Genomic DNA, 21,725 nt, shown 5'->3' with positions numbered 1-21,725 from the left:
TCCGCCTATCAATATTTATTTTATATAAATCTTTTTTATAAAAGGTGATGTCATTGAAAACATCAGCCCGAAATAATCCAAGCCAAAAATTATCCTGTCGCCTACCTCAGGTTCAGGCAGAATTAATCCATCCATTTTATTTTTAACCAGCCCGTCAAGATAGGTTTTTTTTAAGCCTATGACCGTATGATCGCTGCTTTGAGCAATTATATCATAACAGGGATTCTGTATTATCAAATGTTTGCAAGGCACATCCTGTATCCCGAGCGCAATTATAAATTTATACACGAAACCTTTTTTTATTTTTCTTTCAATTACCTCTGCCTCAAGAATAAAAGAATCACTAAAGGTACCGTTTATTTTTTCATAACCTGAAGTTTCGTTTCCGATAAATATTGCTTCTCCTATTCTTACCTCATTTATACCCTCAGGAATGGAGTTGTCTTCAATATATTTCCATATGCTGCTGTTTCCACCGGATACTACAGGTATTGCATAGCCATACCTTGATGAAATCCGTTTCTTGATTTCTATAAGGTTTTCAATACTGTTAATCCTTGGCCGTCTTTTTGAAATACACCTTGCATTTGTGGCAAGTCCTTTTATTTTTATCCGGGGATATTTTTTAAATATTTCATCAAAAAAAGGAATTGTCCGCCTTGCAGATATTCCTTCTCTTTTATCATCCATCTCTACCATAAGTATTATATTGTGTTTTTTATTTTTTCTTTCACATATATCAGATATTGTTTTTATAGTTGATAATTCTGTCTGCATTGAAGTATTGCAGACATCCAGCATTTTTTCACATTCCGATATCATAGGGGTTCTGAGCAAAACAAGCTCCTGCCCGTAACCAAAATATTTTCTTAGTTTTACAAGGTTTTCCAGCCTGCTGTCACCGAAAATATTTATTCCTGATTTCTTCAGTATTTTTACTATTTCAATATCGGCAAGTATGCTTTTGGTAACAGCAACGACCGATATGCCTTTTAAAGCACACCGGTCGTTTATTAACCTGGCATTATTTGAAATTTTTCTTAAATTTATTTTTATACAGGGGAAACTCATCAAAAAGAAAAACCAAAAATTATCTCTTTGAGAACTGAGATCTTTTTCTTGCCTTCTTGAGACCGTATTTCTTTCTTTCTTTTATTCTCGGATCTCTTGTCAGAAAACCTTCGCTTTTTAACATAGTCCTGTAATCAGGATTAACTTCAAGCAAAGCTTTCGAAATGCCATGTCTCAAAGCTCCTGCCTGACCTGAAACTCCTCCACCCACTATGGTTGCAACTACGTCATATGAACTCGATGTTCCCGTAACATTAAGAGGCTCATTAATCATAGTCACCAGAGTATCTCTGGGAAAATATTCCTTATAATCTTTTTCATTAACTGTAATTTTGCCATCCCCTGGCCTGAGCCACACTTTGGCTATTGATTCTTTTCTTTTGCCAGTTGCGTAATAGCTTAATTCTTGCGCCAACTTTATCTCCTTTTAAACATTTAAAGTCAAAATATTGATTTTGCTCTTTTAAGTTTTTAAATTTCAAGCACTTCCGGTTTCTGGGCTTTGTGAGGATGAACACTGCCCGAATAAACTTTAAGCTTCCTTAAAAGCCTTTTGCCCAATGTGTTATGAGGCAACATACCTTTTACAGCCTTCCTGATTATAAAATCAGGCGAGCTTTTCATTAATTTTTCAAGATTCGTTACTTTTAAATTACCAATATAGCCGGAATGTCTGTAATACATCTTCTGCTCCATTTTCTTTCCGGTCACCTCTATTTTATCAGCATTGATTACTATTACAAAATCTCCACAATCTACATGAGGGGTAAAAACAGGCTTATTCTTTCCCCTTAAGATTTTTGCAATCTCTGTGGAAAGCCTGCCAAGCGTTTTACCGCCAGCATCAATTACATACCATTTTTTTTCAATATCCTTTTCTTTTGCACTAAATGTTTTTGTGCCTACGGTTACCATTTATCCTCCAATCAAGTTAAAAAACCTTATATCCGACGTTTGACAAAAATAATCCTTTTGCATCTGCCATGCTGCCGGAATAGTTAACACCCTTATTTAAAAATCCAAGTTCAATATCAGATATATCTCTTGACCCGCTTCCAATTTCCGTTATTATGCCAACAATTATTCTTGCCATATTATATAAAAAAGCATTTGCCCTTATTCTGAAAATTATCATATTTTTCTGATGAAGATCATCGGTTTTAATAATTTCCAGTTCCATGATTTCTCTGATCCTGCTTTTATTCGAATCATTCGGACTGCAAAAAGCACTAAAATCATGTCTTCCCAGAAAATATCCGGATGCCTTCTGCATCAAACCCATATCAAGTTCCCTGCACAGCAGCAGACTGTATTTTTTCAAAAAAACGCTCTGATAATAATCATTTACTATGTAATAATTATATTCTCTCCATATAGAACTCCGTCTTGAATCAAAATCAGGTTCTGCAAAATCCATACTTCTTACAGAAATATCATTCGGAAGAAGTGAATTAAGCGACCACTTAAGTCTGGAGAGCCCAAATAGTTTACGGCTTTTGAAATTAATTACCTGTCCTGTTGCATGAACGCCGGCATCTGTCCTCCCGGAATAAGAAATACTTATTTTTTCATTACTGAAAATCCTGTTTAAGACACCGAGCAATTCTCCCTGAACGGTTCTTATTTCTCCGGGCTGACTCTGAAAACCAAAAAAATCAGTCCCGTCATATTCAATAACAGCTTTGTAATTATAAAGCTCCATTATTTAATTGAGAAACCAGCAAAATTTATTTTAAAAGCTCTATCTGGGCAATCTCAGCCCCGTCGCCAATACGGTTTTTAACCTTGACAATTCTTGTAAAACCGCTGGAACGCGCATATGTCGCCGGCGCTACTTCATTGAAAAGCTTCTGTACCGTTTTATAATTTCCAAGCAGTTGCATACATCGCCTTCTTGAAGCCAAATCCCCTTTTTTTGAAATAGTAATTATTTTATCAACAAACATTCTTAAAAATTTTGCTTTGGCTGTTGTTGTTTCAATTTTACCATTTTCTATAAGAGAAATAGCCAGGTTTTTTATTATGGCTTTCTGGTGTGTCCCGCTTCCACCTAATCTTCTTCCTTTTTTTGGCTGAACCATATCTAAAATCTCCCAATTCTACTTTTTCTTAAATGAAAGTCCTAATTCTTTTATCTTATTTTTTACTTCCTGTATAGATTTCTGGCCAAAATTCCTTATTTCAAGCAGCTCGTCTTCAGAACACTGAATAAGCTTTTCAACAGAATCTATGCCTGCTCTCTTAAGACAATTATGTGATCTTACAGACAGTTCAAGATCTTCAATGGAAGGATACTGTGTTTTCTTTGTCTTCTGCTTTATTTCCTCAAAAATAGTATCTTCACTTTTTACTTTTTCGGAAAGATCTATCATAAGAGCCATGTGGTCATTGATTATCTTGGCTGCCTGGCTTAAAGCTTCATCCGGTTTTATGCTTCCATTTGTCTTTATTACCATTGTAAGCTTGTCAAAGTCAGTCATCTGCCCCACTCTGGTGTCTTCAACTTTAAACATCATCCTTTTAATCGGTGAAAAAACTGTGTCTATCGGGATAACTCCGAGAGGATCATTCTGTGAAATATTTTCTTCGGCATTCCTGTAGCCTTTTCCTCTTTCAACAAATATTTCAACTCTAAGATTTGCATTTTTAGACAGTGTGCCCAGATAGCAGTCTTTGTTCATTACTTCAATTTCAGAAGGCAGCACTATATCAGCCGCAGTCACTATCCCGGGACCGGATTTGTCTATTTTTACCATGACCTGATCTGAAATCTCCATTTTAAAAACTACCTGTCTCAGATTGCCAATAAATTCAATAATATCTTCTTTTAAACCTTCCAGAACAGTGAATTCATGCTGGACATTTTCAATCCTTATTTTCGTAATGCCCACACCCTCAATAGAAGAAAGCAGTACTCTTCTTATTGAATTTCCCATAGTATGTCCGTACCCTCTTTCAAGTGGCTCAAGGACAAACTCACCTTCAAAATCATTGCTTGACTTAATACTTACACTTGGTTTATGCATCTTTAACAATTTATCTTAACCTCCTAAAAAATAAGAGAGACTAATTAATCATAACTTTATGTTTATAAAGTAAAAAAAATAAATCAGCTCCAAAAATATTAAAATAATTATTACTTAGAATAAAGTTCGACTATCATCTGCTCGTTGACCGGAGCTTTGATATCGGCTCTTTCAGGGATTCTTATTACTTTTCCCTGCAAAGCCTTGAAGTCAACTTCAAGCCATTCAGGAACTGAAATACTTCCCGCAGTTTCCCTGGCTTCTGCTATCGGCTGAATTTCTTTGCTTTTTTCAGCTATGGTAATTACTTCACCAGGTTTGACCTGATAAGAAGGGATGTCGACCTTTCTGGAATTGACTTTAACATGCCCATGCGAAATCAGCTGACGTGCCTGTGCTCTCGAGGCTGCAAATCCCATAAGATATATGACATTGTCAAGCCTGGTTTCAAGCAGCTGCAGGAGAATCTCGCCTGTTATCCCTTTTTTTCTTGTAGCTTTTATATAATAATTTAGAAATTGTGCTTCCAGCACCCCGTAATATCTCTTTGTCTTTTGTTTCTCTCTCAACTGTGTGTAGTATTCAGATTCAACAAGTCTCATTTTAGCTTTCTGTCCCGGAACATACGGCTTTTTTGTAACAGCACATTTATCAGAAAAACACCTGAGTCCTTTCAGAAAGAGTTTTTCTTTTTCTCTTCTACATAATCTGCAAACAGCATCTTTTACTCTTGCCATTTATAATAACTCCTTATCAAAACGTATTATCTTTAAAAATCATACCCTTCTTCTTTTTGGCAGTCTGCATCCATTGTGAGGAACAGGTGTGACATCGGTGATTGCACCGATTTCAAGACCCGCAGCCTGGAGAGAACGTACTGCAGTTTCTCTGCCTGATCCCACACCCTTTACCTTTACATCTACTTTTGCCATCCCGTGTTCTTGCGCTGTTTTTGCAACAGCTGATGCAGTTACCTGAGCTGCAAAAGGAGTACTTTTCCTTGAACCTTTAAAACCGTGACCACCCGAACTGCCCCATGCAATCGTATTGCCTTTAAGATCAGTAATAGTTACAATTGTATTGTTAAAAGTTGACTGTATATGGGCAATCCCGTAAGGAATATTTTTTCTTTCCTTTCTTTTAATTCTTTTTTTACCAGCTTGCTTGGTTGCCAAATTTATCCTCCTAATTATTTAACTGAAACACTTTTTTTCTTAATACCAACAGAAGGTTTCCTGCCTTTTCTTGTCCTTGCATTGGTATGTGTCCTCTGACCTCTTACAGGCAGGCTTCTTTTATGCCTGATACCTTTGTATGAATTAATATCAATAAGCCTCTTTATGTTCTGGCTTACTTCTCTTCTTAAATCTCCCTCAACCTTGATATTGGTATCTATATATTCTCTTATTTTTATAACTTCTTCTTCAGTCAGATCGCTTGTTTTTCTTTCCGGTTCTATACCCAGTTCAGACAATATCCTCTGAGCAGTTGACCGGCCGATACCAAAAATATAAGTTAAAGAAATAACAATATGCTTGTTCTTAGGAACATCTATTCCAGCAATTCTAGCCACTTATTTCCCCCTTAGCCTTGTTTTTGTTTATGACGAGGATTTTTACAAATAATCATTACCTTTCCTTCTCTTCTAATTATCCTGCAATCATTGCATATCTTCTTTACTGATGGTCTGATTTTCATCTTTTTTCCTTTATCAATAAAATATTGTTTACTTAAAAATACGATATATTAAAAAATTAATATCAAATGATATTTATTTTTTGATATTCTTTAAAACTATTATCTTTAAAATATACTTATTTCTTCCTATAAGTAATCCTGCCCCGAGTCAGGTCATAGGGAGACAGCTCAACTTTTACCATGTCTCCGGGAAGAATTTTAATATAATGCATTCTCATCTTGCCGGATATGTGCGCAAGCACTTTATGCCCGTTTTCAAGTTCAACCCGAAACATTGCATTAGGCAAAGCCTCCAGTATGGTCCCCTCTACTTCAATTATTTCTTCCTTCTTAGAAATGCTAAACTCCTTTCATATTTAACAAGAAAACAAATAATCAATTTATCAAATACGGTAAAAAAAGTCCATATTTATTTTTATTTGCTAAATTCTTGTTAATATTTTCGGGCCTTCAGAAGTAATTGCTATCATGTCTTCAAAATGACACGATCTTTTTCTGTCTCTGGTTACAACTGTCCATAAATCAGGCAATATCTCCACATCACTGCCTCCTTCATTAAGCATCGGTTCTATTGCAATTACCATTCCTTTTCTTAACAGAGGCCCCTGATTTTTTGGCCCGTAATTTAACACCTGTGGATCTTCATGCATGTCTCTTCCGATACCATGCCCTACAAAATCTTTGACAACCGAAAAACCATTTGCCAGAGCGCGGGATTCAATTGCATGGGACACATCTCCGAGCCTGTTTCCGGTAATGCATTGATCTATTGAGTCGTTTAATGCATCCCAGGTAGTCTTCAGCAGTTTTTTTGCCTGTTCATCACCATTCCCCACCAGATAGCTTCTTGCGGAATCTCCGAAAAACCCATCCAGCTTGGCTCCTACATCTATTGAGATAATATCCCCCTCATTTAATTTTCTTTTGCCGGGTATCCCGTGAACTATCTCTTCATTTACAGAAGCACATATTGTTCCCGGAAACGGCCTTTTTGATATTCTGCCCTGATAACCTTTAAAAGCCGGCTTGGCATTATGGGCTATTATCATTTCTTCTGCTTCCCTGTCCAGCATTTCGGTTGTAATTCCAGGTTTTATAAGCTTTTCCAATTTTAAAAGAACATTAGCTACAAGTTCTGCAGCTTTCTCCATTATTTTTATTTCATCATCTGATTTAAAAATAATCATAAATAATTTAAGATCCTTTCAAAAATTTCTTCTTCCGTCCCCAGACCGTCAACATCAGCAAGAAGCTTCTTATTGCCGTAATACTCTATAAGCGGTTTTGTCTGTATTTCATAAACTTCAAGTCTCTTGACAATTACTGCTTCCGAGTCGTCAGCTCGTTTTGAAAGAACACTGTCACAAAAATCACATTTTAATTCTTTATTAGAAAAATCAGCAAGTTTGAAAACTTTTTTACATGAATTACATACAATCCTGTTCGTAATTCTTTTGATTATTTCATTTTTATCAAGGACAATATTTATAACTTTATCAAGGCTGAGATTAAGCTCATCCAGAATCTCGTCGAATTTTTCAGCCTGCTCTATGGTTCTCGGAAATCCGTCCATCAAAAACCTTTTTTGAAGATCACCGGATTTAAATCTGTCTTTAATCATTGCCATGACAAGTTCATCGGGAACAAGCTTTCCTGACGAAACAAATTCCTGAGCTTTACTGCCAAGTTCTGTTTTGTTATTAATCTCCGCCCTTAATATGTCGCCCGTTGAAATATGGGCAATATTAAATTTTGCTGTTATTTTCTTTGCCTGAGTGCCTTTTCCCGTTCCGGGCGCGCCAAGTAAAATCAATCTCATTTTATAAAACCCTCATAATCTCTCATCATAAGCTGGGATTCAATCCATTTCATTGTTTCAAGAGCAACGCTTACAGCAATGATTACCGAGGTTCCGCCGAACTTGAAAGGAATCTTCAGGGTATCAATCAGTATCTCCGGCAGAATGGCAATTATTGCCAGAAATATAGCTCCCGGAAGTGTTATCCTGTTCAGAATATTGGAAAGAAAATCTGACGTACTTTTACCGGGTCTCATTCCCGGGATATATCCACCATATTTTCTAAGATTTTCTGCTGTGTCATTCGGATTAAAAGAAATAGCAGTATAGAAATATGCGAAAATAATTATAAGCACCGAATATATTATTATATATACGGGATTTATTTTTCCCGCTATCGACGGACTAAGCCAGTTTGCAATGGATTGCAGCCATGGAACATTTATAAACTGTGCAATTGTCGCAGGAAAAAGAAGTACCGATACGGCAAGAATGATAGGCATTACACCGGACTGGTTGACTTTCAGCGGGATATAAGTACTTTGGCCGCCAAAAACCTTTCTTCCTACAATTCTCTTTGCATACTGAACAGGTATTCTTCTTTCACCCTGGGTAATAAGAATTATGGCAACCACAACTCCTACGGTTAAAACTGCAAAAAGTCCGATAAATAACCAGTTTGTCCCTTTAAGCCTGAACAGGCTTATAAGACCGCCGGGTATTCTGGATATAATTGATGCAAAAATGATCAGAGATATACCATTGCCAATTCCGTGAAGGTTGATAAGTTCTCCAAGCCACATAATGACAGCCGTACCGGCAGTAAGGGTTACCACTATTATTAAAACATGCATCCAGTTGAAATTTGGGATTGCTCCGAAATTTCTGAAATAAAAAGTCATTGCCACTGACTGCATCAGTGCAAGACCTACCGTCAGATATCTTGATATCTGATTGATTTTTCTCCTGCCTACTTCACCTTCTTTTGCAAGCTGATCAAGTTTCGGTATAACTACCTGCAAAAGCTGCATAATAATAGTTGCAGTAATATAAGGCATGATTCCAAGCGAGAAAACAGAAAAATTTCCAAGGGCTCCGCCGGAGAACAGATCAAGCATACCCATTATCCCCTGTTCAACCTGTTTAAGTATGACTGTTGCATCTACACCGGGTAATGTAAGGTTTGCACCGAATCTGTATAAAGCAAGTATCCCTATGGTAAATAATATTCTGTTTCTTAATTCTTTAATTTTAAAAGCATTTAAAAGAGCACGAAACATTAAATTGCCTCCGCTTTGCCACCAGCTTTTTCTATTTTTGATATAGCGCTTTTGCTAAAATAATTAGCTTTGACTATATACTTTTTTTTCAATTCCCCATTTCCAAGAATCTTTATCTTTGCATTGTTCTTCATCAACATGCCTACTTTTGAAAGAGTTTCAAAATCGATTACACTACCTTCCTCAAATCTTTCAAACTGAGAAACATTAATTATATTAAACTCTTCTTTTCTGGTATTTTTAAATCCCTTTAAATGAGGGATTCTCCTATGCAAAGGCATCTGTCCGCCTTCAAAACCAAGTCTTGTTTTGCTTTCTCCGCCTGAACGTGATTTCTGTCCCTTGCTTCCCCTGCAGGAAGTTGTTCCATGGCCGGAGCCGTCACCTCTGCCTACTCTTTTTCTCTTTTTAACAGAACCATAAGCTGGTCCCAGTTCGCTGATATCAACCATTTCTTCTCCTTAAAAGCTTATGCGTTTTTATTTATATCGTTGATGGCCTGTAAACTCTTTAAGCCTGCTACTGTTGCATTCACCACGCTTAAAGCATTTGAGCTTCCGATTATCTTGGCAACAACATCTTTAACACCGGCAAGCTCCATAATCGCTCTTACAGGACCGCCCGCTATTACTCCGGTACCCTGGGTAGCCGGTTTAAAAAAGACATGACCGGCACCATTTCTGGAATTCACTTCATGCGGAACAGTTCCATTATTCAAAGGAACTTTAAACATATTCTTTTTTGCCGCATGAACACCTTTCTGTATAGCTATTGAAACTTCATTTGCTTTTCCAAATCCAACACCTACCATGCCGTTCATATCTCCAACAGCAACAAGAGCAGAAAAAGAAAATCTTCTTCCGCCTTTAACAACTTTTGCTACTCTGTTTATCTTCAGAACTTTTTCACCAAAATTATTATCTTTATCTTTATCTTTACTAAACTCAGGCACCAATTCCTCCTTAAAAAATCACCCGTTAAAAAATTAGACCACCTTCTCTGGCGCCATCAGCCAGAGCTTTTACTTTGCCATGATACTTAAACATTCCTCTGTCAAAAACAACTTTATCTATATTTTTTTCCTTTGCTTTTTCAGCAAGAGCCTTGCCGGTTCTGAAACAAACTCCGATAGATCCTTTTTCATCTGATTTTTTCTCTATCATCTTACTTGTTATACCGGTTAATGTAACTCCTGTCTTATCATCTACTATCTGAGCATAAATATATTTATTGCTTCTAAAAACACATAATCTCGGTCTGTCAGAAAACTTTTTTATACTGTTCCTGACCGATAATTTGCGTCTTTCTGCTGTATTCCTTATTTCTTTTTTAGTCCTCATAAAAACTCCCGTATATTAAAAAAGCTTATTAATTTCCACTTGAAGCAGTAGTTTTTCCAACTTTTCTTTTTATTACTTCTTCTCTGTATTTAATACCTTTGCCTTTGTAAGGTTCAGGTTTTCTGACATTTCTTATCGTGTTTGCCATTTCTCCAACTTTTTGTTTGTCAATACCCTTAACCAGGATGATATTCTGGCTCGGTACATCAAAACTTACATCTTTTGTCGCCTTGATAAGCACAGGGTTTGAATAGCCGATAAGTATTTCCAGGTCTTCACCTTTCTTGCTTGCCCTGTAACCCACTCCCACTATATCAAGAGCCCTTTCAAATCCTACGCTTACGCCCTGAACCATATTGCTGATAAGGCTTCTGTAAAGACCGTGCTGCGATCTTCCTGTCTTATCATCAGATTTTCTTTTTACAATTATCTTGTTATCTTCAACGGAAACATCAAGCGAACTTCCTATCTCCTGTGATAATTCCCCTAATTTTCCTTTTACAGTCACCATTGAACCATCAATTTTTATATCTACTCCTGACGGTATATCAATCGGTAATTTTCCAATCCTGGACACTTTAAATCCCCCTTTATTCTTATTACCAGATGTAACAAATTATTTCGCCACCAAGACCTGATTTCTTTGCTTCATCACCAGCTATTAAACCTTTGGATGTAGATACTACAACCGTTCCCAGACCTCCTAAAACTCTGGGGATTTCGCTGTTTTTGGCATAAATCCTTAAACCCGGCTTGCTGATTTTTTTAATACCTTTGATTATCCCTTTTTTATTCCTGTCAAACTTCAGGTAAACCCTCAGATTACTGTTTGAGCTCTCATCAGTAACTTCAAAATTTTTTATAAAGCCTTTTTCAAGCAGAATCTTTGCTATCCCCCTTTTCATTTTTGAATTGGGCATATCAACAAAATCTATTCTTGCTTTATTGGCATTTCTAATCCTTGTTAACATATCAGCTATCGGATCTGATATTGCTGCCATTTAATCTCCTCCTTTAATTACCAGCTGGACTTTACAAGTCCAGGAATTTTGCCCTCATATGCAAGTTCTCTCAAGCATATCCTGCAAAGACCAAATCTCCTGAAATATCCTCTTGGCCTTCCGCATCTATTGCATCTATTGTATTTCCTTGTAGTAAACTTAGGCACCCGGCTGTGCTTTACCATCAATGATTTTTTAGCCAAAAAATCCTCCTGTTTTAAAAATTATTTTTTAAATGGAAAACCGAACTTTTCCAATAAAAGCAATGAATCATCGTCTGATTTGGAATCCATTGTAAAAGTAATATTCATCCCTTTAACCGAAGTAATGTCATCAACATTGACTTCCGGAAAAATTGTCTGCTCCTTTAAACCAATAGTATAATTGCCTCTTCCGTCAAAGCTTTTTCTGGAAATGCCTCTGAAATCCTTTATCCTGGGAATTGCAACATTTAAAAGCCTGTCCAGAAATTCATACATTCTTGCTCCTCTGAGTGTCACTTTGCAACCAATTGAATTACCTTCACGAACTTTGAAGCTTGCAATTGATTTTTTGGCTTTAGTGATGACGGGCTTCTGCCCGCTTATTATCGCCAGATCCTTTATAGCTCCTTCAAGCTCTTTGGCATTTTGTGTCGCTGAACCAACACCCATATTTATAGTAATTTTTTTCAGCCTTGGAGCTTCCATTACATTGCTGAATTTTCTCTCCTCCATAAGCTGCTTTAATATCTCACTATTATATTTTTCTTTTAATCTAGGTTTTGTCACAGTCATAACTTATCCTCTTTAAATAAATACTTAAAAAAAAATTAAATCTGCTGTCCGCAGCTTTTACAAATCCTTACTTTTTCATTGCCTTCATTAATTTCAAACCCTACCCGTGAATCTTTCCCGCAGCCGGGGCAGATTATTTTTACGTTTGAAATATTTATGGGACCCTCTTTTTTAATGATTCCGCCAGGCTGATTCTGGGCTTTCTGTCTTGTATGTCTTTTAATTATATTTGCCCCTTCTACATACAGTTTCTCTTCCTTAGGGTTTATCCTTAAAACCTTGCCGACTTTCCCTTTGTCCTTGCCCTGCATAATCTTGACTTTGTCATTTTTTTTAATCTTGAACATTATCTACACTCCTGTAAAAATTAATTCATACAACTTCCGGAGATAAAGATATTATTTTCATATAATTCTTTTCTCTTAGCTCTCTTGCAACAGGCCCAAAAATACGTGTTCCTTTCGGATTACCCTGTTTATCGATGATTACTGCAGCATTTTCATCAAATCTTACATATGAACCATCTTTTCTTCTATATTTTTTAACTGACCTTACAAGCACCGCCATTACAATATCGCTTTTTTTAACAACTCCGCCGGGGTTGGCATCTTTAACTGTGGCCATAAATATGTCCCCCACTCTTGCATATCGTTTTCCCGTTCCGCCTAAAACCCTTATACACATGAGCTCTCTGGCACCTGTATTATCAGCTACTTTTACTCTAGTATAAGATTGAATCATCTTACAGCCCTTTCTTATAAACTGCTTTCTTAATTATTCAGCTTTCTTAATTATTTCAACAAGTCTCCACCTTTTCGTTCTGCTCAGCGGTCTTGTTTCAGAAATTAAAACTTTATCACCTTTTTTGGCATCATTGGTTTCATCATGTGCCTTGTATCTTCTGATTCTGGTTAAAATCTTTTTATATAAGGGATGCCTGTAAGTCGAATCAACAGCAACAACTATTGTTTTGTCCATGCTATCGCTTACAACTGTCCCGATTCTTGTTTTTCTAATTCCTCTTTCCAAGGAGTCCCCCTTATTTAAAAACTAAAATTTTATTTGTCTTTAACTGTTTCTTCTTTAACTTTCTTTTCATCTGTTTTTGCAGCTTTCTGCTTTGTCCGGCTGCTTCCGGGTTTTGATTTTTTAACCGGTTTTTCCTTTTCAGTCACCTTTACTACTATTCCAAGTTCTTTTTCCCTCAAAACAGTTTCAATTTTTGCAACATCTCTTTTTAAATTCTTTATTTTCATTAAGTCATCCAGCTGACCGGATGCTTTCTGGAATTTAAGATTGAAAATATTTTTCTTGACTTCCAGAAGCCTCGCCTGTAGTTCTTCTCTTGAAAATTCTCTTATATCACTAGCTTTCATTTGTTCACCTAATCTATTAAACAATATTTAAATTCATCTTATTGTCTTAACTATTCCTCATGTATGAATTTCGTTTTTAAAGGTAATTTGTGAGAAGCAAGCCTCATTGCTTCCTGCGCTATCTCCCTATTTACGCCGGCAAGTTCAAACATTATTTTTCCGGGTTTGATAACGGCAACCCAGTTTTCCGGAGCACCTTTACCGCTGCCCATCCTTGTTTCAGCAGGTTTTTTTGTAACCGGTTTATGAGGGAAAATATTTATCCATACTTTTCCGCCTCTTTTTATATATCTTGTAAGCGCAACTCTGGCAGCTTCTATCTGTTTGCTTGTTATCCATCCGGGCTCAAGTGCCTGCAAACCATATTCACCAAAAGAAAGCTTCATGCCTCCTTTAGCCATTCCTTTCATTCTGCCACGTTGCTCTTTTCTGTATTTAACCCTTTTAGGCATTAACATCGGTGACATAATTTATCTCCTAACTTCAATCTGTACAAACTTCAAATATAATATTAATTAGCTGGCTGCTGATTCTTTTTCAGCCTTTTTTTCTTCAATAACACCCTTGTCAACTAATATATCTCCAAGGTAAATCCATACTTTTACACCTATTTTTCCGAATGTCGTATTGGCTTCTGCAAAACCGTAATCAATTTCCGCCCTTAATGTATGAAGAGGCACCCTTCCTTCACGATACCATTCCGTTCTGGCCATTTCAGCTCCGCCAAGTCTTCCGGAGCACTGCACTCTTATGCCTTTAGCTCCTGCTTTTAAAGTAAGCGAAACTGCTTTTTTCATGGCTTTTCTGAAGCTTACCCTGCCCTCAAGCTGGGAAGCAATTCCTTCAGCCACAAGTTTTGAAACCAGTTCGGGTTTTTTTACCTCAATAATATTAAGCTGAACGTTTTTTCCGACTTCTTTCTGAAGCATGTCTTTTATATCGTTGATGTTTGCTCCCCTTTTACCTATAACAACACCGGGTTTTGATGTATGAACATCAACTTTGACTTCATCTGAAGTTCTTTCAATCTCTATCTTTGAAATACCTGAATTGGCGATCTGATCATTAATTAACTTTCTGATGCTTATATCTTCTTTTATAAATTGAGCATATTCCTTTTTGGAAGCAAACCATCTGGATTCCCAGTCTCTATTAATGCCGATTCTTAAGCCATTAGGACTTACTTTTTGACCCAATTTTTTTAACCTCCTCTGTTTTACCATCAGAAACCCATACAAATAAATGTGAGCTTCTCTTTCTTTCTCTGTCAGCCCTTCCTCTTGCCCTTGGTCTGAATCTTTTCTGGGTAGGGCCCTGGGTTACATAAATCTTTGAAATAAATAAATCATCTTCTTTTATCTTTAAATTATTACTGGCATTTGCCGCAGCACTTTGAATTGCTTTTTTTACATAAACAGCAGCATACTTTGGTGTCAGAGACAGCAGATTAACTGCGTCCTCAACCTTTTTATCTTTGACAAGCTCAACTACATATCTCATTTTTGTAGCTGATATGCCTATATATTTTGTAACTGCTTTAGCTTCCACTATTAAGCCCCCTTTTTGATAATCAATTAAAACAATCCGACTTCATTATTGAAAAGTTATTTCTTCTTTTTAACAGAAGCCGCTTTTTCATTTTTACCTTTATAAGAATGTGGTCTTATCGATCTGGTTGGAGCAAATTCTCCCAACTTATGACCAACCATAGATTCGGATACAAAAACAGGAATATGTTTTCTCCCGTCATGAACAGCAAATGTATATCCCACCATTTCAGGAAAAATCGTTGATTCCCTTGACCATGTCTTTATGATCTTCTTTTCACCTGTTTCTTCAAGCTTTTCAACCTTTCGCATTAAGCTTTCTTCTATAAAAGGCCCTTTTTTTAAAGACCTTGACATATTTTTCCTCCTCTAAAAAACTAAAATAAAATTAAAACCTGTTAAGATTTCCTTCTTCTTATAATAAACTTGTCTGAAGGGTTTTTCTTATCCCTTGTCCTGTATCCAAGAGTAGGTTTACCCCAGGGCGTTACAGGGTTCCTGCCGGCAGTTTTGTTTTTCCCTTCACCGCCACCGTGCGGATGATCATGGGGGTTCATAGCTGTTCCCCTTACGCCCGGTCTTACGCCAAGCCATCTGGACCTTCCTGCTTTTCCCAGAGTTATTATCTCATGATCAAGATTTCCTACCTGTCCTATGCATGCCCTGCATCCTATGCTTACCATTCTTACTTCACCGGAGGGAAGTTTTAGCTGTGCATGCTCTTCATCTTTTGCCAGCAGCTGTGCAGAAGAACCGGCAGATCTGGCAATCGCAGCACCTTTATTTACTTTTAGTTCAATATTATGAACAAAGGTACCTACAGGTATGTTTGCCAGAGGAAGGCAATTTCCGATTTTGATATCAACATTGCTGCCCGCTATTACAATATCGCCTATTTTCAAGCCTACAGGAGCAATAATGTAGCTTTTTTCACCATCAGCATAATTAATCAGTGCTATTCTCGCACTTCTGTTGGGATCATACTCTATGGCTACGACTTTGGCAGGAATATTTGCTTTATTCCTTTTAAAATCTATTATCCTGTAAAGTCTTTTATGTCTGCCGCCGCTATGTCTCTGGGTGATTTTTCCATTATTATTCCTTCCACCTTTACCTGACAGAGGCACAGTCAGTGATTTTTCAGGAGCCTTTTTTGTAAGCTCAGAAAAGTCAGACACTGTCGCAAATCTCCTACCTGGAGATGTAGGTTTATATTTTTTTAAGGCCAACTTTATTACCTCCGCAACTAATTAAAACGTTAATTACTTTCTTTTCCTTAATGGTTAATATTTCTTAAATACAAAACTGCATAAAACAATATGTATTATAAAAAACAAATAAAATTAAATTATTAATTTAAAAGTCGTTAAGCAGACTGAAAGAAGTCAATTTTGTCTTTCTTGCGAAGACTTACGATGGCTTTCTTTTGTCTTGGACTTTTGCCGATACTACGCCCAAGTCGTTTAGGTTTCGGCTTTACATTTACTGTACTGATTTTCAGTACTTTCACATTAAATATTTTTTCTATTGCTCTTTTTATTTCACCTTTTTCTGCCCTAAGATCAACAAAAAAGGAGTATCTGTTATCTTTAACCGCATTATAGCTTTTTTCAGATACAATCGGAGCAAAAATTATGTCCCTAGGATCTTGCATTTGACAACTCCTTCAGCATTTTTTCAAAGGAACTTTTTGTAAAAAGAACAAAATCACTTACAAGTAATTCATAAGTATTTATTGATTTATAAGAAGTCAGAAGAACATTGGGAAGATTCCTGAATGAAAGAACTTCACTGCCTTCAAGATCATCTATTACAACAAGTACCTTATTTTCATTTATTTTCAAGCTCTTTAAAACATTATATGCTTCTTTTGTGCTGGGTTTGTCAAAATTAAAGCCAGACACTATTAAAAGCCTGCTGTCATTAATTTTATCAACAAGAGCCATGAGCTTTGATTTTCTTACAACCTTTTTATTAAGTTTAAAAGAATAATCTCTTGGAACCGGTCCGAAAGTAACTCCTCCATGTCTCCATAAAGGTGATCTGTTGCTGCCTGCCCTTGCATTTCCGGTACCTTTCTGCCTCCATGGTTTTCGCCCGCCTCCGCTTACTTCGCTTCTTCCTTTTGCTTTGCTTGTACCTGATCTTGAAGAAGCAAGGAATCTTTTAACTTCCATATGAAGTATATTTGTATTTACCTCCAGGGAAGTTATTTCTTCAGGAATATCAATTTTATCTGTACTGCTTCCTTTTAAATCTAAGATATCAATAGTTGTCATTGTATTATCTCCTAATAAACCTAAGCTTTCCTAATAAAGACCAGGCTGCCTTTGGCACCGGGAACCGAACCTTTTACAAGAATCATATTGTCATCATTTAAAATGCTTATTATCCTGGTAGGCGGTGTAGTAACCTGCACTCCGCCCATTCTTCCGGGCATTTTTTTACCTTTGAGTATTTTTTTGGGCGTAGCGCTCATTCCTACGGAACCAGGCCTTCTTATATTATGCGAACCATGGGTCATAGGGCCTCTACGGAAATTATATCTTTTTATAACTCCTGCAAATCCTTTGCCTTTTGATGTGCCTGTAATTTTTACAAGATCACCAATATTGAAAACCGATAAATCGATTGTATCTCCGACTTTATATTCATTATTAAAGTCATCAAGTCTTATTTCTTTTAAATATTTCATAGTTTCAACTTTTGCCTTGTTGAATTCACCTTTGAGAGGCTTGCTCACTTTATTTTCTTTAGCCTGGCTGAAACCGATTTTCAATGCATTATAGCCGTCGCTTTCAACATTTTTTATCTGTACTATTTTACATGGATCAGCATAAATGGCCGTTACATTAACTGCATTGCCGGCATCATCAAAGATCTGAGTCGAACCTATTTTTTTACCATAAATTGCGCTAACCATTTTAGCTCTCTTTCTAATAAATACTGCAAAAAAACAATATTCAAAAATTACACAAATAATCTCTATAAAAAATTAGATAACACAAGTTAGGTATTTTATAATTTTTTATAAAATTAATCAATTAAAAATTTATAAATTTTTCAAAATATTTAGGACTTTATTTCAATGTCCACACCTGCCGGGAGATTCAGCCTCATCAGCATGTCAACCGTTTTTGGATTCGGGTCAATAATGTCTATCAGTCTTTTGTGTGTCCTTATTTCAAAATGTTCTCTTGAATCTTTATCGACATGAGGAGACCTTATTGCACAATAAACATTTTTCTTATTTGGCAAAGGTATCGGACCGGATACTTTTGCTCCCGAACTCTCTACTGTCTCAATTATCTTTTTTGCAGATCTGTCTATTACTTCCGTATCATAAGCCTTAAGTTTAATTCTTATTTTTTGTTCTAATTTAACTGCGCTCACTTATATGTCCTCCAACATTTATCAATTCCCACATATTACTCAATTATCTTGGAAATACTGCCGGCACCTATTGTTCTTCCGCCTTCCCTGATAGCAAACCTTAGTCCTTCTTCCATTGCTACAGGTGTGATAAGCTTTACTTCCATTTCCGTATGATCACCGGGCATTACCATTTCCACACCCTGCTCAAGAGATATGTCTCCGGTAACGTCTGTGGTTCTGAAATAGAACTGTGGACGATATCCGTTAAAGAAAGGCGTATGTCTTCCGCCTTCATCTTTTGACAGCACGTAAACCTGTGCTTTGAAATGTGAATGAGGTGTAATTGAACCCGGTTTTGCAACTACCTGGCCTCTTTCAACATCGTCTTTTGTTATACCTCTTAAAAGAAGACCTATGTTGTCTCCTGCCTGGCCTTCATCAAGAAGTTTTCTAAACATCTCTATACCCGTTACAACTGTTTTCTGTATCTGGGGCCTTATACCTATTATTTCCACGTTTTCCTGAAGAGTTATCCTGCCTCTTTCAGCTCTTCCCGTTACTACTGTTCCTCTTCCTGTTATTGAAAATATATCTTCAATAGGCATTAAAAATGGTTTGTCGACATCACGTGTGGGATCAGGGAAGTAGCTGTCTACTGCATCCATCAGTTCCGTGATAGGACCGCATGCAGGGCATTCAGGTTTGCCGCAACCGCATTCAAGGGCTTTAAGAGCTGAGCCTTTAACAATCGGGATGTCATCTCCCGGGAACTCATATGAGGAAAGAAGCTCACGCACTTCCATTTCTACAAGTTCTATCAGTTCAGGATCATCTACCATGTCTGTCTTGTTTAAAAATACTACTATATATGGAACGCCTACCTGACGGGCAAGGAGTATGTGCTCTCTTGTCTGGGGCATGGGGCCGTCTGCTGCCGATACTACAAGTATTGCTCCGTCCATCTGCGCTGCACCTGTAATCATGTTCTTTACGTAGTCGGCGTGTCCGGGACAGTCAACGTGGGCATAGTGACGAGTGTCTGTTTCATATTCAACGTGTGAAATAGCAATGGTTATTCCTCTTGCTTTTTCTTCAGGGGCATTATCTATTGAATCAAAAGGACGCTCGGTTACGTTTAAACCCTTGCCTTTAAGGCAGTATGTGATAGCTGCTGTAAGGGTGGTCTTACCGTGGTCAACATGGCCTATCGTACCAATGTTCATATGTATCTTGCCTCTTGCAAATTTTTCTTTAGCCATACCTATGTTTTCCTTTCTTAAAGATTAGATAATATAAATAATCTTTGTAACTTAATTGTGCATGTGTTTATGTTAATAAAAAAATCAAACTGCAATAACTCCCTTGACCTTTTTGATTATTTCACTGGCTATATTTTCAGGAACAGGTTCATATTTTTTAAACTGCATTGTAAAAGTTGCCCTTCCCTGTGTTTTTGAACGCAAATCAGTTGCATAACCAAACATATTGGAAAGAGGAACTTCGCATTTTATATTAGTCATTTTATTTCTTGTATTTATTTCAGAAATCTTGCCTCTTTTTGAGTTAATATCCCCTATAACGTCTCCCATTGATTCTTCAGGAGTAACAACCTCTACTTCCATAACGGGCTCCATCAATATTGGTGAAGATTTCATCATGGCCTCCCTGAATGCCTTGGACGCAGCTATCCTGAATGCAAGCTCGGAAGAGTCTACATCATGATAAGACCCGTCAAGAAGTGTGGCTTTTACATCAATAACAGGATATCCGGCAAGTTCTCCTGACTGCATTGCATCCTGGACTCCCATTTCCACAGGTTTGATAAACTCTTTGGGTATTGCCCCGCTTTTAATTTTATCCTCAAAAAGAAATCCTTTGCCGTATTCATTAGGTTCAAACAGCATTATTACATGCCCGTATTGTCCCTTGCCGCCACTCTGTCTTACATATTTTCCTTCTATCTGTACGGGTTTGGTTATTGCTTCCCTGTAGGAAACCTGTGGTTTGCCGACATTGGCATCCACTTCAAATTCCCTGAGTAAACGGTCAACTATTATTTCAAGATGCAACTCTCCCATACCTCTTATGATTGTCTGCCCGGTTTCGCTGTCAACACCCACCCTGAAAGTAGGATCTTCTTCAGCAAGTTTATTTAAAGCCTTGGTAAGCTTGTCAAGATCTATCTTTGTTTTGGCCTCAATTGCAATTGAAAGAACCGGTTCGGGAAAAGATATCGACTCATATCTTATGGGATTTTTAACATCACAGATTGTATCCCCGGTAGTTACTTTTTTTAATCCTATGATAGCAACAATATCGCCACAGTAAGCTTCTGTTATCTCTTCTCTGTGATTTGCGTGCATTAAAAGCAGTCTTCCTATTCTCTCATTGCTGTTGCTTGTGGTGTTTAATACCTGGCTTCCTGCTGAAAGTACTCCGGAATATACCCTGCAATATGCAAGTTTCCCAATAAAAGGATCCGTCATTATTTTAAATATAAAACCTGAAAAAGCTTCTTCATCTTTTATTTCTCTTACTTCTTCCTTTTTGGTATAAGGATTTGTGCCAACCGGCTGGATATTTTCCATCGGAGACGGCAGATAATCCACTACTGCGTCAAGCAAGGGCTGGACACCTTTATTTTTAAAAGATGAACCGCAAAGAACAGGAATTATTTTAACTTCAATTGTAAGTTTTCTTATTGCTTTTAAAAGTTCGGCAGAAGTTATTTCAATATTTTCAACATATTTATTAAGTATTTCATCGTCAAAGTTAGCAACATTCTCTATAAGCTCTGCTCTGTATTTTTTTGCAGACTGTACAAGATCGGAAGGAATATCGGCATATTCAAACCTCAAACCCATTTCATCATAATATATATACGCCTTCATATTTATAAGATCTATCATGCCTTTAAAAACATCTTCACTGCCAATAGGTATCTGTACGGGCACGGGATTTGCATTAAGTCTTGTTCTGATCATTTCAACCACATAGCCGAAGTCTGCACCGTTCCTGTCCATTTTATTAACGAAGGCTATTCTTGGTATTTCATATTTGTCAGCCTGTCTCCAGACAGTCTCGCTTTGTGGTTCAACTCCGCCAACAGCACAAAAAAGCCCTATCATACCGTCAAGAACTCTTAATGAACGTTCTACTTCAACAGTAAAATCCACATGACCCGGGGTATCGATTATATTTATCCTGTGATCCTTCCAGTAACATGTGGTAGCAGCCGAAGTTATTGTGATGCCCCTTTCCTGCTCCTGAACCATCCAGTCCATAACGGCAGTGCCTTCATGTACCTCGCCAATTTTATAACTTTTGCCGGTATAATAAAGAATACGTTCAGTAGTGGTGGTCTTGCCGGCATCTATATGAGCCGTTATACCAATATTTCTGGTCTGTTTTAATTGTACCTGTCTAGCCATTTTCTC

36 protein-coding genes are annotated in these 21,725 nt (G+C 37.1%); all 36 read right to left on the bottom strand.

Annotation, left to right across the window (positions count from 1 at the left end):
- Positions 1-15: 15 nt before the first annotated feature.
- The 36 genes from GXZ93_00245 to fusA all read right to left on the bottom strand — a co-directional run bounded on the left by GXZ93_00245 (position 16) and on the right by fusA (position 21,719).
- Positions 16-1,071, bottom strand: a complete 1,056-nt coding sequence (locus GXZ93_00245) for a hypothetical protein (GenBank protein ID HHT78224.1) — start codon at positions 1,069-1,071, stop codon at positions 16-18.
- A gap of 19 nt (positions 1,072-1,090) precedes the next feature.
- Positions 1,091-1,492, bottom strand: a complete 402-nt coding sequence (gene rpsI, locus GXZ93_00240) for a 30S ribosomal protein S9 (GenBank protein ID HHT78223.1) — start codon at positions 1,490-1,492, stop codon at positions 1,091-1,093.
- A 50-nt stretch (positions 1,493-1,542) separates the two neighbouring features.
- Complete coding sequence (gene rplM / locus GXZ93_00235; protein HHT78222.1) at positions 1,543-1,986, bottom strand: 50S ribosomal protein L13; 444 nt, start codon at positions 1,984-1,986, stop codon at positions 1,543-1,545.
- A 16-nt stretch (positions 1,987-2,002) separates the two neighbouring features.
- A complete protein-coding gene (gene truA / locus GXZ93_00230; GenBank protein ID HHT78221.1) occupies positions 2,003-2,773 on the bottom strand; it encodes a tRNA pseudouridine(38-40) synthase TruA in 771 nt (256 codons plus the stop codon).
- Positions 2,774-2,798: 25 nt separating this feature from the next.
- On the bottom strand, positions 2,799-3,152 hold the full coding sequence (rplQ, locus tag GXZ93_00225) for a 50S ribosomal protein L17 (GenBank protein ID HHT78220.1): 354 nt from the start codon (positions 3,150-3,152) through the stop codon (positions 2,799-2,801).
- Positions 3,153-3,170: 18 nt separating this feature from the next.
- Complete coding sequence (locus GXZ93_00220; protein ID HHT78219.1) at positions 3,171-4,106, bottom strand: DNA-directed RNA polymerase subunit alpha; 936 nt, start codon at positions 4,104-4,106, stop codon at positions 3,171-3,173.
- A gap of 101 nt (positions 4,107-4,207) precedes the next feature.
- Entirely contained in the window at positions 4,208-4,834 is a 627-nt protein-coding gene (rpsD, locus tag GXZ93_00215) for a 30S ribosomal protein S4 (protein HHT78218.1), read from the bottom strand.
- A gap of 39 nt (positions 4,835-4,873) precedes the next feature.
- Complete coding sequence (gene rpsK, locus GXZ93_00210; protein ID HHT78217.1) at positions 4,874-5,278, bottom strand: 30S ribosomal protein S11; 405 nt, start codon at positions 5,276-5,278, stop codon at positions 4,874-4,876.
- 8 nt (positions 5,279-5,286) lie between these two features.
- On the bottom strand, positions 5,287-5,670 hold the full coding sequence (gene rpsM, locus GXZ93_00205; GenBank protein ID HHT78216.1) for a 30S ribosomal protein S13: 384 nt from the start codon (positions 5,668-5,670) through the stop codon (positions 5,287-5,289).
- 11 nt (positions 5,671-5,681) lie between these two features.
- Positions 5,682-5,795 (bottom strand): 50S ribosomal protein L36, encoded by a 114-nt coding sequence (gene rpmJ, locus GXZ93_00200; GenBank protein ID HHT78215.1) that lies wholly within the window; start codon positions 5,793-5,795, stop codon positions 5,682-5,684.
- A gap of 116 nt (positions 5,796-5,911) precedes the next feature.
- The gene (infA, locus tag GXZ93_00195; protein ID HHT78214.1) at positions 5,912-6,133 is read right to left on the bottom strand and encodes a translation initiation factor IF-1; all 222 of its coding nucleotides are present in this window, start codon (positions 6,131-6,133) and stop codon (positions 5,912-5,914) included.
- An 84-nt stretch (positions 6,134-6,217) separates the two neighbouring features.
- Positions 6,218-6,982, bottom strand: a complete 765-nt coding sequence (gene map, locus GXZ93_00190) for a type I methionyl aminopeptidase (protein HHT78213.1) — start codon at positions 6,980-6,982, stop codon at positions 6,218-6,220.
- Positions 6,979-7,614 (bottom strand): adenylate kinase, encoded by a 636-nt coding sequence (locus GXZ93_00185; GenBank protein HHT78212.1) that lies wholly within the window; start codon positions 7,612-7,614, stop codon positions 6,979-6,981. The genes map and GXZ93_00185 overlap by 4 nt, the downstream gene beginning before the upstream one ends.
- Complete coding sequence (gene secY, locus GXZ93_00180; protein ID HHT78211.1) at positions 7,611-8,873, bottom strand: preprotein translocase subunit SecY; 1,263 nt, start codon at positions 8,871-8,873, stop codon at positions 7,611-7,613. Before secY ends, GXZ93_00185 begins: the two co-directional genes overlap by 4 nt.
- Complete coding sequence (gene rplO, locus GXZ93_00175; protein ID HHT78210.1) at positions 8,873-9,325, bottom strand: 50S ribosomal protein L15; 453 nt, start codon at positions 9,323-9,325, stop codon at positions 8,873-8,875. Before rplO ends, secY begins: the two co-directional genes overlap by 1 nt.
- A gap of 17 nt (positions 9,326-9,342) precedes the next feature.
- On the bottom strand, positions 9,343-9,825 hold the full coding sequence (gene rpsE / locus GXZ93_00170; protein ID HHT78209.1) for a 30S ribosomal protein S5: 483 nt from the start codon (positions 9,823-9,825) through the stop codon (positions 9,343-9,345).
- Between the two features lie 25 nt (positions 9,826-9,850).
- On the bottom strand, positions 9,851-10,213 hold the full coding sequence (locus GXZ93_00165) for a 50S ribosomal protein L18 (GenBank protein HHT78208.1): 363 nt from the start codon (positions 10,211-10,213) through the stop codon (positions 9,851-9,853).
- 28 nt (positions 10,214-10,241) lie between these two features.
- Entirely contained in the window at positions 10,242-10,790 is a 549-nt protein-coding gene (gene rplF / locus GXZ93_00160; protein HHT78207.1) for a 50S ribosomal protein L6, read from the bottom strand.
- A gap of 22 nt (positions 10,791-10,812) precedes the next feature.
- Entirely contained in the window at positions 10,813-11,214 is a 402-nt protein-coding gene (gene rpsH, locus GXZ93_00155) for a 30S ribosomal protein S8 (GenBank protein HHT78206.1), read from the bottom strand.
- 17 nt (positions 11,215-11,231) lie between these two features.
- A complete protein-coding gene (locus GXZ93_00150; GenBank protein HHT78205.1) occupies positions 11,232-11,417 on the bottom strand; it encodes a type Z 30S ribosomal protein S14 in 186 nt (61 codons plus the stop codon).
- Positions 11,418-11,438: 21 nt separating this feature from the next.
- Positions 11,439-11,990 carry a 50S ribosomal protein L5 gene (gene rplE / locus GXZ93_00145; protein HHT78204.1) on the bottom strand — a complete coding sequence of 184 codons (552 nt, stop codon included), beginning with the start codon at positions 11,988-11,990 and terminating at the stop codon, positions 11,439-11,441.
- Between the two features lie 35 nt (positions 11,991-12,025).
- A complete protein-coding gene (locus GXZ93_00140) occupies positions 12,026-12,340 on the bottom strand; it encodes a 50S ribosomal protein L24 (protein ID HHT78203.1) in 315 nt (104 codons plus the stop codon).
- Between the two features lie 22 nt (positions 12,341-12,362).
- Positions 12,363-12,731 carry a 50S ribosomal protein L14 gene (rplN, locus tag GXZ93_00135; GenBank protein HHT78202.1) on the bottom strand — a complete coding sequence of 123 codons (369 nt, stop codon included), beginning with the start codon at positions 12,729-12,731 and terminating at the stop codon, positions 12,363-12,365.
- Between the two features lie 33 nt (positions 12,732-12,764).
- Positions 12,765-13,019, bottom strand: coding sequence for a 30S ribosomal protein S17 (gene rpsQ / locus GXZ93_00130; protein HHT78201.1), 255 nt, complete (start codon positions 13,017-13,019; stop codon positions 12,765-12,767).
- Positions 13,020-13,048: 29 nt separating this feature from the next.
- Positions 13,049-13,366, bottom strand: a complete 318-nt coding sequence (rpmC, locus tag GXZ93_00125; protein HHT78200.1) for a 50S ribosomal protein L29 — start codon at positions 13,364-13,366, stop codon at positions 13,049-13,051.
- A 50-nt stretch (positions 13,367-13,416) separates the two neighbouring features.
- Positions 13,417-13,824, bottom strand: coding sequence for a 50S ribosomal protein L16 (rplP, locus tag GXZ93_00120; protein HHT78199.1), 408 nt, complete (start codon positions 13,822-13,824; stop codon positions 13,417-13,419).
- A 57-nt stretch (positions 13,825-13,881) separates the two neighbouring features.
- A complete protein-coding gene (rpsC, locus tag GXZ93_00115; protein ID HHT78198.1) occupies positions 13,882-14,562 on the bottom strand; it encodes a 30S ribosomal protein S3 in 681 nt (226 codons plus the stop codon).
- Positions 14,540-14,914, bottom strand: a complete 375-nt coding sequence (gene rplV / locus GXZ93_00110; protein HHT78197.1) for a 50S ribosomal protein L22 — start codon at positions 14,912-14,914, stop codon at positions 14,540-14,542. The genes rpsC and rplV overlap by 23 nt, the downstream gene beginning before the upstream one ends.
- Positions 14,915-14,970: 56 nt before the next feature.
- Positions 14,971-15,270, bottom strand: a complete 300-nt coding sequence (rpsS, locus tag GXZ93_00105) for a 30S ribosomal protein S19 (protein ID HHT78196.1) — start codon at positions 15,268-15,270, stop codon at positions 14,971-14,973.
- 41 nt (positions 15,271-15,311) lie between these two features.
- Positions 15,312-16,142: a 50S ribosomal protein L2 gene (gene rplB / locus GXZ93_00100; protein HHT78195.1), complete on the bottom strand. Its 831-nt coding sequence runs from the start codon at positions 16,140-16,142 to the stop codon at positions 15,312-15,314.
- Positions 16,143-16,279: 137 nt separating this feature from the next.
- Positions 16,280-16,567, bottom strand: a complete 288-nt coding sequence (gene rplW / locus GXZ93_00095) for a 50S ribosomal protein L23 (protein HHT78194.1) — start codon at positions 16,565-16,567, stop codon at positions 16,280-16,282.
- The gene (gene rplD, locus GXZ93_00090) at positions 16,554-17,192 is read right to left on the bottom strand and encodes a 50S ribosomal protein L4 (GenBank protein ID HHT78193.1); all 639 of its coding nucleotides are present in this window, start codon (positions 17,190-17,192) and stop codon (positions 16,554-16,556) included. The genes rplW and rplD overlap by 14 nt, the downstream gene beginning before the upstream one ends.
- Before the next feature lie 20 nt (positions 17,193-17,212).
- On the bottom strand, positions 17,213-17,836 hold the full coding sequence (gene rplC, locus GXZ93_00085) for a 50S ribosomal protein L3 (protein ID HHT78192.1): 624 nt from the start codon (positions 17,834-17,836) through the stop codon (positions 17,213-17,215).
- Between the two features lie 149 nt (positions 17,837-17,985).
- Positions 17,986-18,306 carry a 30S ribosomal protein S10 gene (gene rpsJ / locus GXZ93_00080; GenBank protein HHT78191.1) on the bottom strand — a complete coding sequence of 107 codons (321 nt, stop codon included), beginning with the start codon at positions 18,304-18,306 and terminating at the stop codon, positions 17,986-17,988.
- A gap of 35 nt (positions 18,307-18,341) precedes the next feature.
- Entirely contained in the window at positions 18,342-19,547 is a 1,206-nt protein-coding gene (gene tuf / locus GXZ93_00075; protein HHT78190.1) for an elongation factor Tu, read from the bottom strand.
- 84 nt (positions 19,548-19,631) lie between these two features.
- The gene (fusA, locus tag GXZ93_00070; GenBank protein ID HHT78189.1) at positions 19,632-21,719 is read right to left on the bottom strand and encodes an elongation factor G; all 2,088 of its coding nucleotides are present in this window, start codon (positions 21,717-21,719) and stop codon (positions 19,632-19,634) included.
- Positions 21,720-21,725: the final 6 nt, after the last annotated feature.

Source organism: Actinomycetota bacterium (genome assembly GCA_012837825.1).
Lineage (GTDB): Bacteria > Actinomycetota > Humimicrobiia > Humimicrobiales > Humimicrobiaceae > Humimicrobium.
The sequence above is the reverse complement of the archived record's forward strand: the minus strand, read 5'-3'. Positions and strand labels throughout refer to the sequence as shown.